11 protein-coding genes and 1 pseudogene are annotated in these 13424 nt (G+C 44.2%); 6 read left to right on the top strand and 6 right to left on the bottom strand.

Features of this window, described 5'->3' with window-relative positions; genetic code table 11:
* Positions 1–10 precede the first annotated feature (10 nt).
* Positions 11–841 (bottom strand): alpha/beta fold hydrolase, encoded by an 831-nt coding sequence (locus MSG93_RS05315; RefSeq protein ID WP_199948242.1) that lies wholly within the window; start codon positions 839–841, stop codon positions 11–13.
* Between the two features lie 426 nt (positions 842–1267).
* Between MSG93_RS05315 and MSG93_RS05310 the strand changes: the two genes are divergently transcribed.
* The 3 genes from MSG93_RS05310 (at position 1268) to MSG93_RS05300 (ending at position 4531) form a co-directional block, all read left to right on the top strand.
* Entirely contained in the window at positions 1268–2164 is an 897-nt protein-coding gene (locus MSG93_RS05310) for an acetoacetate decarboxylase (RefSeq protein ID WP_324620863.1), read from the top strand.
* A gap of 35 nt (positions 2165–2199) precedes the next feature.
* Positions 2200–3444 (top strand): saccharopine dehydrogenase family protein, encoded by a 1245-nt coding sequence (locus MSG93_RS05305; RefSeq protein WP_324620862.1) that lies wholly within the window; start codon positions 2200–2202, stop codon positions 3442–3444.
* Between the two features lie 97 nt (positions 3445–3541).
* Entirely contained in the window at positions 3542–4531 is a 990-nt protein-coding gene (locus MSG93_RS05300; RefSeq protein ID WP_324620861.1) for an NAD(P)H-quinone oxidoreductase, read from the top strand.
* A gap of 58 nt (positions 4532–4589) precedes the next feature.
* On the opposite strand, the gene MSG93_RS05295 is transcribed toward MSG93_RS05300, so the two are convergent.
* Positions 4590–5567, bottom strand: a complete 978-nt coding sequence (locus tag MSG93_RS05295) for an NAD(P)H-dependent flavin oxidoreductase (RefSeq protein ID WP_032869637.1) — start codon at positions 5565–5567, stop codon at positions 4590–4592.
* A gap of 278 nt (positions 5568–5845) precedes the next feature.
* On the opposite strand from MSG93_RS05295, the gene MSG93_RS05290 reads away from it, so the two are divergent.
* Complete coding sequence (locus tag MSG93_RS05290; protein ID WP_005230555.1) at positions 5846–6148, top strand: DUF3817 domain-containing protein; 303 nt, start codon at positions 5846–5848, stop codon at positions 6146–6148.
* A gap of 70 nt (positions 6149–6218) precedes the next feature.
* Here the strand turns inward: MSG93_RS05290 and MSG93_RS05285 are convergent.
* From MSG93_RS05285 to MSG93_RS05270, 4 genes and pseudogenes are all read right to left on the bottom strand, one after another.
* Positions 6219–7254, bottom strand: a pseudogene (locus MSG93_RS05285) (M20/M25/M40 family metallo-hydrolase).
* A 185-nt stretch (positions 7255–7439) separates the two neighbouring features.
* Positions 7440–8903, bottom strand: coding sequence for an indoleacetamide hydrolase (gene iaaH, locus MSG93_RS05280; RefSeq protein ID WP_324620860.1), 1464 nt, complete (start codon positions 8901–8903; stop codon positions 7440–7442).
* 68 nt (positions 8904–8971) lie between these two features.
* On the bottom strand, positions 8972–9703 hold the full coding sequence (locus MSG93_RS05275) for a helix-turn-helix transcriptional regulator (protein WP_324620859.1): 732 nt from the start codon (positions 9701–9703) through the stop codon (positions 8972–8974).
* A 123-nt stretch (positions 9704–9826) separates the two neighbouring features.
* Positions 9827–10846 (bottom strand): AraC family transcriptional regulator, encoded by a 1020-nt coding sequence (locus MSG93_RS05270; protein ID WP_005285915.1) that lies wholly within the window; start codon positions 10844–10846, stop codon positions 9827–9829.
* A 114-nt stretch (positions 10847–10960) separates the two neighbouring features.
* On the opposite strand from MSG93_RS05270, the gene MSG93_RS05265 reads away from it, so the two are divergent.
* A complete protein-coding gene (locus tag MSG93_RS05265; RefSeq protein WP_324620858.1) occupies positions 10961–12493 on the top strand; it encodes an NAD(P)/FAD-dependent oxidoreductase in 1533 nt (510 codons plus the stop codon).
* Positions 12494–13336 carry an SDR family NAD(P)-dependent oxidoreductase gene (locus MSG93_RS05260; protein WP_324620857.1) on the top strand — a complete coding sequence of 281 codons (843 nt, stop codon included), beginning with the start codon at positions 12494–12496 and terminating at the stop codon, positions 13334–13336. It begins immediately after the preceding gene.
* The last annotated feature ends 88 nt before the right edge of the window (positions 13337–13424 follow it).

The following is a 13424-nucleotide window of genomic DNA, read 5'->3' as shown; positions in this document are numbered from 1 at the left end:
GTAAAATGGATTATTGACGGATAAATGCCAGCAAATCAGGATTAATCACATCCGCATTTACGGTGAGCATACCGTGTGAAAAACCTTTATAAGTCTTCAAAGTACCGTTTTGTACCAATTTGGCTGATAAAACACCCGAATTTTCATAAGGAACCACCTGATCATCATCGCCATGCATCACCAGTACGGGCACTGAAATCTTTTTCAGATCTTCTGTAAAATCGGTCTGGGAAAAAGCCACGATGCCATCATAATGTGCTTTGGCACCGCCCATCATGCCTTGGCGCCACCAGTTCCAGATCACAGGCTCAGATGGTTTGGCATCAGGGCGATTAAAACCATAAAAAGGACCAGCAGGCAAATCGTAATAAAATTGCGATCTATTCTTGAATAACTGGTTTTGCAGGTCATCAAACACTTCTTTCGGTAAGCCGTCAGGATTATTCGGCGTTTTCACCATAATCGGTGGTACGGCACTCACCAGCACGGCTTTGGCAACATTTTCTTCGCCATGACGCGCAATGTAATGCGCCACTTCCCCACCTCCTGTTGAATGCCCAATATGAATGGCATTCTTAATCCCGAGATGTTGTACTACCGCAGCGACATCATCGGCATAATGATCCATATCATGTCCATCCCAAACCTGACTGGAACGGCCATGCCCACGACGATCATGTGCGACGACACGGAAACCTTCGTTTAAGAAAAAGAGTAACTGGGCATCCCAATCATCTGAGCTCAGTGGCCAGCCATGATGGAAAAAGAGGACCTGTGCATCGCGTGGACCCCAATCCTTATAAAAAATTTCTACACCATCTTTTGTCGTAACGTACGCCATCTTTGTTTCTCCTGTGTAAGATTTACACTGTCGAGTCATGATCTATGTTGTAATTCATGTCAGTAAAATCACATTATTTTTCAGACTATCTGTATGGATAGCCACTCTATACTAAGATTAAAGTTCACTTTAAGGTCAATGGTTTTAGTCCCATTCTGATAATAAAAATGTAATTTTACAATTTAGAAATAAAAGACAAAATCGAAGATGAGCTATTGAAATTCAATATTTTATTAGAAATTAAAAAATATTTATCTGCCTATTCTGTTTACATACATCTAACGAATACAGCGTCTGTTTTTCGAAACAGAAATTTTAGGGCTTGACTTTAAAGTTAGCTTTAATCTTATAGTGATCTCAGTTGAAAAGTGCTTTGGGTTGCATACAGGCATTTTGAATGACTCGATCAATCAAAGGTTAACCAATATGAACAGTGATAAACAGTTTACTGAAGTTGAGTTTGGCGCACATAGGGTAAGCGTTCCTAAAGGGGGCTATTATGACCGTTTTAGGATGAACCCGAACCTTGATGAAGTTGCTCAGGATCCTGCTGCCGGGAATATCGATTTTTTCCGCAAGATTCCAAAGAAACTTGTGGAATCGAGAGTTGGGCCGGTCTGGGCACCGAATTTTTATTATCGCAGCAGCAACGTACAAGTTCTTATGTTAGCGCCGCTGCAACAGCTAAAGCAAAAGTTACCAGCTCCTTTGGAACCGTTACATGCCTTGCCAGGTTATGGATTGGTTGCACTCACCTTCTTCCATTATTCTGTTTGTGATAACGATCCTTATAACGAAGTTTCGGTGGCAATAGTGGTGCGTAAACCCAATGCACATGGGCCACATATTCTGGAGTTAGCAAACTCGATCCGTCAACGTCATTTCTACGCCCATGTATTGGCCCTGCCTGTTGATACCGAAATCGCCCGCGTGCGTGGTGTTTATGGCTATCAACTGCCGAAATGGCGCACCGAGATTAATGTCGAGATCGGCCCGGAGCAAATTAATGCCAATCTGACCGACACTCACGGTAAGGTTGATCTCAGCCTGACTGCGGTGACACCGCCTTTAAAACGGGTGAAATCTGAATCCCGAATGACTGAAGCGACCATGCTACATCAGGTTGATGGCAAATGGCATCAGACACTGGTGCAATCCAATCCCCTTTCATTGGCTCAGCAGTTATTACCGAAAAAGGTCAAGCTGCTTCGTCATGGTGGGCCTTTAAGCCAGTTACTGGATCAGCTGGGTGCCTCCAAGATTCTTCGTCTGGATGTGGTTGAGGATGCTCAGGTGGTACTGAATTTGCCAAAACCGCTTTAAATTTCAAACAACTTAAAAATCAAGGAAAATAAACAATGACACAAAGCAATTATGATCTTGTGGTATTCGGTGCCACCAGTTTTGTTGGGCAGATCCTGACCCGATATCTGGCAGAATATTTTTCAACCCAACATGAACAATTGCGCTGGGCCATTGCCGGTCGCTCTCAACAAAAATTACAAGAACTGAAAAATGGTTTAGGTCGCTTGGGTGAATCTTTACCCATCCTGATCGCGGATGCGGGCAACCCAGCTGAACTGAATGCCCTGTGTGCACAGACACGTGTGGTGGTTTCAACAGTTGGGCCTTATGCCTTATATGGTGAACCGCTGGTTCAGGCCTGTGTTAACAACGGTACAGATTATTGTGATCTGACCGGCGAAACCCAGTGGATCAAACAAATGATCGAGAAATACGAATCTCAAGCCCAACATTCTGGCGCCCGTATTGTGCATTGTTGCGGTTTTGATTCGGTTCCATCGGATATGGGGGTTTATTACTTACAGCAACAGGCACAAAAACAGTTTCATGCGCCTGCAACTCAAGTCAGCATGCGGGTCAAGACCTTAAAAGGCGGTGCATCCGGCGGTACGGTTGCAAGTCTCATCAATGTCATTCAGGAAGCTGCAGCCGATCCTGCCCTGCGTAAAGATCTGGTTAATCCTTATGTGCTTTGTCCACCTGATCATGGCAATAGCCAACGACAAATTTATATTAAAACCGCGAAATTTGATCCTGATTTTAATGCATGGATTGCGCCTTTCGTGATGGCCGCGGTCAATGAGCGTGTCGTGCATCGTTCTAACGCTTTATCGGGTAATGCCTATGGTCGCAATTTTAGTTATAACGAAGCCATTTTAACGGGCGAAGGCTTGAAAGGACGTTTCAAAGCCTTAGGCGTGGTTTCTGGTTTGGGCGTCTTCATGCTCGCAGCAGTGACTAAACCAGTGAGTCAGTTCATGGAACGTTATATGTTACCAAAACCAGGTGAAGGACCGACACCACAACAGCAGCTTGCAGGACGGTTTGATTTACGTTTTATCGGGAAAACCGAAGCAGGTCAAAGCCTCAAGATCAAAGTAACGGGTGATCGTGACCCAGGTTATGGCTCGACCGGAAAAATGTTGGGACAGGCTGCCTTGAGTCTTGCGCTTGATCATTACAAAGAAGGTCAAAAGACGGGGCGCTCAGGGGGCTTCTGGACACCAGCGACCATGTTTGATGCGCAGTTTATTCATCGTTTGACTGAGCATGCAGGACTTGCCTTTGAACAAATTTGAATGATCTTTCCTCCTATAGGGAGATATTCCACATTTTTAACTTGAACATAAAGTGATTGAATCAAGTTCCCAACATGATCATTAAGGAAATAGCTACATGAAATGTATTACCTTTAACGGTTCGGGTGGTCCGGAAGTCATTACGGTCAGTGAAAGACCAATGCCTGAACTGACCGATGACGGTATCTTAATTGAAGTGGTTGCTGCCGGAATTAATGGACCTGATGTCATGCAACGTCAGGGCTTATATGCACCGCCACCGGGCGTGACTGATATTCCTGGACTGGAAGTTTCAGGTATTGTCAAACAAGTGGGGAAATCGGTCAGCAAATTTAAAGCAGGTGACGAGGTCTGTGCATTGGTACCGGGCGGTGGCTATGCTGAATATGTGGTTGCCCATCAGGACAATGTACTCTTTATTCCCGAAGGACTGACTTTGGTAGAAGGCGGTATTTTGCTTGAGACCTTTATGACCGTCTGGTCGCATTTATTCCAGCATGCCAAATTCCGTCCGAATAGCTCGATCCTGATTCATGGCGGAACTTCCGGTATTGGCACAACAGCCACCATGTTGACCCGGGCATTTGGTGCAACGAAAATTTTTACTACGGTTTCAAGTGCTACACAACAGAAGGCAAGTCTGAGTATTGGTGCCGATGTTGCCATTAATTACAAGGAACAGGATTTCGTTGAAGAAGTCAAAAAACATACCGATGGTAAAGGTGTGGATTTTGTTCTGGATATTATTGCAGGTGATTATATCCAGCGGAATTATGAAGTTGCTGCGATGAATGGTACGATTTTACAGATTGGTGTCTTAAAAGGCCTCGCACAGAACCTCAATATTTTTCCGATGCTGGCAAAACGCCTTATCCATACCGGCGCAACTTTACGCTCACAGTCACCCGAAGCCAAAGCGGAAGTCATGTCAGCCTTGCAGGAAAAAGTCTGGCCTCTAATTTCTAAAGGCCAAATCAAACCATTACTTTATCAGTCTTTTGATCTGGAGCAAGCACGTCAGGCACATGAGTTTCTAACCCAGGGGCAACACGTAGGTAAACTGGCATTAATTGTTAAAAAACAATGATGATATTGCTTTGAAAAGCGCTAAAATTATGATTTTCAGCGCTTTATTTCACCAAAGGCTAACCCAGCATTAAACGTTGTCTGGCTGCAAGATATTCTCTTTCAAGACGATCCACCAGCTCGGCAACTGAAGTGGTTGCTTTCACTGCATTTAAACCTTGACCACATCCCCAGATATCTCGCCATGCTTTCACTTTATGCTGTGTGCCATCTTCGCTGGAGGTGCTAAAGTCCATGTCTTTTAGGTTGCCTTCTGGAAGATTGGCCGGATCAAGCCCCGCTGCACGAATACTGGGGGCCAGATAGTTACCGTGTACGCCGGTAAACAGGTTGGAATAGACAATCTCATCTGAGTTATGGTCTACGATAGCCTGTTTATAAGCAGCCGTTGCATTGGCTTCATGGGTTGCAATAAATGCAGAACCGATATAACCAAAATCAGCGCCCATTGCCTGCGCCGCCAAAATGGCATCCCCTGTCGAAATTGCGCCTGATAAGGCCAAAGGTCCATCAAACCATTCCCGGATTTCCTGAATCAATGGAAATGGATTTTTGACGCCTGCATGTCCGCCTGCACCAGCAGCCACAGCGATTAAGCCATCTGCGCCCTTTTCAATCGCCTTTTGGGCAAAGCGATTATTAATCACGTCATGCAAGACTACGCCACCATAGCTATGCGTGGCCTCATTAATTTCGGTACGGGCGCCTAGAGAGGTAATCACGATTGGCACTTTATATTTAACGATCAGTTCCATGTCATGTTCGAGGCGATTATTACTTTTATGCACAATCTGGTTAATCGCAAATGGCGCCGCAGGACGGTCAGGATGTAAGGCATTGTGTTCCGCAATTCCGTCAGTGATTTCCTTGAGCCATTCCTCCAGTTTTTCTGCCGGTCGCGCATTCAAAGCTGGCATTGAGCCCACCACACCCGCTTTACACTGGGCGAGCACCAGTTGCGGTGTACTGATGATAAATAATGGAGAGGCAATCACAGGAAGTCTGAGGTTGTTGAACACTGCTGGAATTTTTGACATGACTTCTACTCTTTTAACGATACATTATTATTTCCATAGACTCAGCCATTCAAAATCATGAAGGCTTCGTTGTTGATTCAGTTGATCATATCGGGACAATAATTTTTATGCAACAAGTTGCATAAAATCAATTAATGAAATGATTTTATCAATCCTACTGGAGCAACGGGAATGAAGCCATTTCCAAGCAAGTGACTCAGTTGCGCAAGCGTTATGACCGATAAAGATGTTATGCTTCAGTCATTTTTACGTTTTTATTCTTCTCCTGAGACGATGTTATGAGTATTACCACCCAAAAACTGCAACGTTTGCGCCTGGCCTCCATCCTTGAAGCGGTAACTTTATTACTTCTGTTTGTGGTTGCCATTCCTGTTAAATATGCTTTTGATCTGCCTGTAGCGACCAAAATTATGGGACCAATCCACGGCGTGGCATTTCTTTTCTATTTGTGGAATCTGATCAGCACGGCTGCGGTATGGTCGAAAGCGGAATTACTGAGATTATTTATTCTGGCATTTATTCCTTTGGGTGGTTTTTTTAACGAAAAATATATTGCCCAGCGACAAGCCAAGCTTAAATAGGACTAGATGCCCTGATATAAAAAAGGAAATCCTGAGATTTCCTTTTTTATCATTCAAAATAATTTTAGAATTATTTTTTATCGAGTGACTGGAGTAAGTAAACTACAGCATCACCTGCCAGTTGCATCGATTTTGGATCGACCTGCTCAATGGTGTCACAGGCTTTGTGATAGCACGGCGCGAACTCAAGCTCATCACCTTTCATTTGTTCATTAAACAAGATGACGGAGGTCACAGGCACTTTACCTAAAAATGGAGCCGTATCACTGGCGGTTAAGGTGGCGACATCCTCTTTAATTTTTAAATTTTTTGCTTTAAAAAATTCTTTGAGCGTATTCTCCAAGGCTAAATCACCGCTATGGCTTGGTATACTGCGTAAACCATCGAGTAATGGCTTATAGTCCTGCTCCTGCATACCACGTTCTTTTAACATTTTTTCCATCTCGTCTACTGATGACTTATCACCATCTGCAATCAGGATTTCAGGGTCTTTGGTGCCCACCATATCCACATTGATATAAGCCTTAATCGCCTTTAACTGATCAGCAGTCAGTTTTTTCACATAGGCTTGAGACCCTGCGATTCCTGCTTCTTCCGAATCCCAGAATGCCAGATGAATGCTATGCTTGGGCTTTATTTTCTGTTGAGATAATTGTGCCATTAACTCAAGTAACAAGGCGACGCCGGAGGCATTGTCATTGATTCCAGGCCCCATTTTGACCGAGTCATAATGTGCTCCCAGTAGAATAATGTCTTGTCTCGATTCTCCTGGAATCTCTACAATAATATTCTGCCCTTTGGTTTTTTCACGATTTTCGAAAGCGTGAAGCTCTGCCGTAAAGCCTGCTTTCTTTCTTGGCGTGATCTAAAATATAATCTGCACTGGCCACACCACCTTGCGTCCCCACTGCGCGATTGCCTCCATGCTGTTTGGCAATTTGTTCAAAAGCATGTAAGTGCGTCATCATCTGTGCCGCATCCATTTTTAAACCAGATCGACGTACCTCTTCAATTTTTTCTTTGGAATCTTGCTCGTTTTTTTGACAGCCACTGATTGCAAACATGCTACTTAATACACAAACAGCTAAAATTTTCTTTAAAAACATAAAATAAACGTAAACCAATTTTTATAAAGTCAGTCTAATACTAGGGTTGAGCACGCGGATTTGCCATTTCATTTTGTATCCTTTGCCGTTATTGATTGAATCAGCGTAGGTTACTAGTGATTTCAAAAATGACAGACCAAGCCCGTTTACAATTAAACGGGCAATATTCTGAAAATGGAGTTCTTTTAGTGAAGATTTAAATTGCTTAAAATCTGTTCCAAGACCTGCCCGATGGCTAAGAGTTGATGATCCGTATGCGGTAGTCCATCGATTTCCAGCCCTACAGGAAGTTGTGATTTTTTTCCTAAACCAATTGGAAAACTGAGCCCAGGCAAGCCAATATTACTGCCCAGGTCGGTATTGCGGATCAGTCTCTGGAACTGATCAATCGAACTGACCTGCTCATCCACGAGTGGCGCCACAATCGGTGAGGTGGGAAAGATCAAGGCATCAAGTTGATGCTCCTGAAACACTGTCTGGTAAAGCGCCAGCAGTTGTGGTCGAGCTTCCTGTATGGCTTTTTGATACAACGGTTGTACGGATAGCGATTGCCCCGTCTCATCCATGAGCATTTCCGGCAATATATTCTGCTGAAAGATATGCTTTACGTCTGGACTTGAAATCTGCTCGACCAGTGCTTCCAGACCGAGATTGATCTGCTGATGTTTTAAATACTCAATCAGATCATATTTACCTTCATAAATCACCAATGGGAATGAAATACGTTGGTTGAGTTGAGCTAAATCCGGCATATTTACGGGAACAATTTCGATGCCTGCGGTTTTTAAGCAATGCAGTGCCGCATGTGCCTGTTCATGCACATCCTCATCCAGATCCTCCCAAAAATAGGCATTGACTCCAAGCCTGATCGGTCGGGTCGGCAATGCAACAGGCTGAGCTGATGGTGCAATCAACTGGTCCACCAGAATAATATCGGCCATACAATGTGCCATTGGCCCTGCGGTGTCCCGTGTATGTGAAATCGGGGTGATATCTGCTTGAGCATAGCGTCCAACCGTTGGGCGAAAGCCAACACAACCATTCAAGGCACTGGGTAATCGAACCGATGCACCTGTATCCGTCCCCATAGCAATCGGCACCATGCCAGCAGCGACTGCAACGGCACTGCCAGAAGAAGAACCACCCGCAATATGTAAAGGATTAACCGCATTACGCGTACCGATCACATCGTCAATATGCATAGCGGTATTATAACCCGTCACCCCGAATGCCAATTCATGCATATTGGCTTTGCCCACCACAATTGCACCTTGATCAATCAGGGCCTGAATCACGGGAGCCGTCGTTTTAGGCCGGAAATCAGTCAAGCCTGGCGTTCCTGCCGTATTCGCAAAACCAGCAACATGGATATTATCTTTCACTGCAAGCAATACCCCAATCAAGGCGGGGCAAGCTTTCCCATCCGCCATATGTTGATCCCAGAACTGGGCTTGTTCAAGGGCCGCTGCTTTATCGACATTAATAAAGGCATTTAAGCCTTGCTGCTGTTCAATCTGGTCAAAATGAAAATGGACGAGCTGTTCACAGCTGACTTTGCGCTCACGAACCAAACGGGTAACTTGGTCAATGCTGGCTTTATTGAGGTGAATGATCTGATCCGAATGTAGTTTTTTATTGATGTTGAGCATGGTGACTTAAAATCCATTTAAGTAATTGTTGTGCTAATTTAGTACAGATATAAACTCACGTGATATCCTCAAAATTGAGGAGCTGATTGACAATGGATGAGTCGTGCCATTTCGGTACGATTATGACAGCCCATTTTTTGCATGGCATTTTTAAGATGGGTTCTGACCGTGGTAAAACCAATCTCAAGTAAATTGGCAACCTGTTTATCGCTTAGTCCTTTCGTGACTAACATTACGACCTCCTGCTCGCGTGGCGTTAAAACATCAAAGCAAGTTAAATCTATGGCTAAGGCTTGGGTCAGATAAGGTTCCAGCAGGTTTAAGATCCTTTTCTCACGTTCACTGAACATGACTGAATCTTTGGCGCGCCAGATACGCAGGTCTCCAAGATCCATGCCATTTCCAACAAAATAAACATTCAGGCCATGATAGAGACCATAAGGCCGTAAAAATTCATTGTAGTAATCTGTTTTTTTAAGCGCGCTTGCAGAAATGATTTCATTCACAAAGGTGGGATGTTGCCGCTGGCGAAGCTGTGCCGTGATCGGATCATTGTGCTGCCAAATGGTGTCATATTCCAACATGGCTTTGGGATCAATTTGCCACATGATGCCTTTTCTGGACAAACGCTGTTTTGCATCCCAGATATAGGATGCAGCAAAATCTGCACGTAACAAGGTCGCAATGTCTGCAATAAGGTTTTCGCGTAAACTTTGCTGTCCTTTTCCCGAGCCTAATTTCCAGAGTATTTCGGAAAAAAGACTAAACTCCGCTGGACTTAAATCCTGTTCTAAAAGCATGGCTTGCTACCTTTATCTTCCTGATACCTGTCCACGCTACAATCAAGCTGAACAGTGATTCCCTTTTGTTTATTTTGCTTTCCTCTATCTTTTATATGCCACGGAATCGTTATTTTCTACACTTTATTTTTTTAATCGGCTTGCATGAGGTGTTTTACCATACCAGCGTTTGTAGGCATGAATGAAACTGGCAGGCTCAGCATAACCCAGCCATTCGGAAATTTGCTCAATAGACGTTTGGGTCAAAGACAGATAATAGTCTGCAAGAATTTTTCGTACCTCCTCTCTGATCTGGAGAAATGTCACCTGCTCTTGGGCCAAATAACGACGCAAGGTACGTGAGTTTAAATGCAAGTAATCGGCGACCTCCTCCATCGACGGAATTTCACCTTTGTTATTCATCAAGACTTGCTGAACCTGATGGGTATATTTCTTTTGGGTTTGTCGTTTATCCAGCATCTGTCGGCATTGTTGTTCCGCAGCCTGTAGCACCAGCTCATTGGCCATACTGAGTTTCTGGTCTATTTTTCCGGCATTTAATACAATCAGGTTTTTTAATGCGCCAAATTCCGGGCTAATTCCAAATAGCTCAACATAAGCCTGAGTTTCTCCAGGAGCTTGAAATGAAAACATGACCTTTTGACAAAGTTGATCCTGAATTAAATCGCGTTGCACGGTCATCAGTGCAGCCACATCCCGCTCAATAATAAATTGCCATAAATTTTGTGGTATTGCTTCATCCACCAATATCTCAATTTGAATATTCTGTGTATCAAGCTGTTCTGATACAACAAACTGGCTAAATGCAAAGGACAAGGGAAAATAGGCCAAGGCAAAATTTAAGGCTTCACGAATATTGGCACTACTGATCAAAGCCAGTCCTAATGAACCAAAGGTGGTAAAGTGATAACGGGTTCCGATTTCCAGCCCGAGCAAAGGTCGATGTCCGAACAGCTCTACCAGATTACGGATCAGTTGCAATTCTTGCTGCCCTGTCACCAGCATATTCGGATCAAGTAACTGGTGTTGCTCTATACCAGTTCCGGTCAGAATCTGGCTATGACTAGTTCCGAGCTCTGCGGCAAAATCAGCCATCAGGCGAACACTATGGATACTTCGTTCGTAAGTCCATAAGTACTTCAAGCGTCTTCTCCGTGTCCGCTAATCACAATATTTTGTCCTGATCCATCCTCTAAATCAATGCATGAAACGATTATTCTGCATGCAGTACATGATATTTATTCACTTGAGTCGGTTATGTCTAAACAACAATTATCTTCAAACAACAATATACGTATCGCCATTATCGGAACAGGCTTTGGTGGTTTAGGGCTGGCGATTCAGCTCAAACGTGCCGGTTTTGAACAGTTTACCTTATTTGAAAAAGCCGGTGATGTGGGTGGTGTCTGGCGTGACAATACCTATCCCGGTGCTGCCTGCGATGTGCCTTCCCATCTATATTCCTTTTCCTTTGAGCAAGAACTGGGCTGGAAAAATCGCTATGGTTCATCACAGGAAATTCATCAGTATTTGAAGCATTGCACAGAAAAATATCAGCTCTATCCACATATCCAGTTTAATACTGAAATTGCCAGCGCTGATTTTGATGCCAGCCAAGGTGTCTGGCAGATCCAGAGCTTAACCGGAGAAAAATTTGAGGCAGAATTTCTGATTGCCGCCGTCGGTCAGCTCAACCGACCTGCTTATCCCAAAATTAAAGGCTTGGAGACTTTTAAGGGTAAGACTTTCCATTCTGCACGCTGGGATCATGACTACGACTTAAATAACAAACGTGTGGCAGTCATTGGGACTGGTGCCAGTGCGATCCAGTTTGTTCCTGAGATTGCCAAGCGAGTGGCGCATTTAGATATTTATCAACGTACTGCTCCTTATGTGATTCCTAAACCAGACCGTATTTATACCAGTCTGGAACGCAAAGCATTTCAAAAGCTTCCGGTTTTGCAAAGCCTTGATCGTGTCTTTCAATATAGTTATAACGAAATTCGTTTAAAAAGCTTTACCGCCACGCTGAACGAAATTCCATTAGCCGAATATATTTTCCAGCGGCATATCCGTGCAGAAATTAAAGATCCGCATTTTCGCCACCGTCTGATGCCTGATTATCCGATTGGTTGCAAGCGTATCCTGATCTCCAACCACTGGTACCGCAGTCTGGTCCGCCCCAATGTCGAAGTTATTGATAGCGCGATTCAGCAAGTCACTGAAAATGGTATTGTCGATAAAGAGGGTATACACCGTGAAGTCGATACCATTATTTACGGAACCGGTTTTGCGGCAACCGAGTTTATGGCACCCATGCAAATTACAGGACTGAATGGCAAAAGATTGAAAGACCAATGGGCCGATGGCGCAGAAGCGTATTTAGGATTAACCGTTAGTGGCTTCCCCAACTTCTTTATGCTGTATGGCCCCAATACCAATCTTGGGCATAACTCCATCGTGTATATGATTGAAAGCCAAGTGAATTACATCTTAGATGCACTTCAAGCCCATATCCAAAACAATTTAGCCTTTACCGACCTTAAACCAGAGATTCAGACCCAGTTTAATCAGGAAATTCAGGAGCGCATGAAGTCCACCATGTGGTCGCAAGGCTGTACCAGCTGGTATCAAACCGCGACGGGGAAAAATACCAATAACTGGCCGGGTTTTACACTGGAATACCGTCAGCGCACCCGTCGTTTTGATCTGGAAAACTATCATCAGTTGACCCGGTCATCCCATCCTCAAGTGCAGACACAAGCTTTAGAACAACAAATGGCGGTTTAAATGAAAACATTCAAGAATAAGGTGGCTGCGATTACAGGTGCGGGTTCAGGTATTGGTCAAGCCCTTGCCGTTGCGTTGGCAAAACAAGGTTGTCATCTGGCTTTATCAGATGTCAACGAATTGGGGCTAGCCAAGACCCAAAACCTGTTAAAAACCTATCCTGTCAAAGTCACCACGCAGGTGGTTGACGTGGCCAAGCGTCAGGAAATGGCAGATTGGGCGAAAACGATTGTCGAGCAGCATCAGCAAGTCAATCTGATCTTTAATAACGCAGGCGTTGCCATGGGCAGTACCGCAGAAGGTGTCAGCTATGAAGATCTGGAATGGCTGATCGGGATTAATTTCTGGGGTGTCGTGTATGGGACCAAAGAGTTTTTACCTTACCTGAAACAAAGCGGTGACGGACATGTGATCAATGTCTCCAGCATGTTTGGGCTGACCGCACAACCGACGCAAAGTGCTTATAATGCCAGTAAATTTGCAGTTCGCGGTTTTACCGAGTCCTTACGTCAGGAACTGGATTTACAATGTTGTGGAGTCAGTGCAACCTGTGTACATCCGGGAGGCATCCGCACCAATATTGCCAAAGCAGCGCGTATTAACAACAGTGTTGAGATTCTGGGAATGGACCCGCTAAAAAGTCAGGATGCTTTTGACAAGATATTGAGAACACCTGCAGAGCAGGCTGCCCAACAGATTCTCACTGCTGTGCTGAAAAATAAACGTCGTTTATTGATTGGTGCTGACGCAAAAGCAGTCGATGTATTGCAACGAATTTTACCACAGGGATATCAGAAGATTTTTGCGACAGCCACTGCCCTACAAGCCAGATTCTTGTCATAAAGCCTAATCTAGGGTGATCGACCATTTGTTCAATAGCCAAATGGTCGATCGATGATTGCACAACCCTTTTCCGATTTTTTTTATTCAA

The organism is Acinetobacter sp. IK40, assembly GCF_035615075.1.
GTDB lineage: Bacteria > Pseudomonadota > Gammaproteobacteria > Pseudomonadales > Moraxellaceae > Acinetobacter > Acinetobacter courvalinii.
Note: the sequence above shows the minus strand (reverse complement) of the source record. Positions and strands in the feature narration are given on the sequence as shown.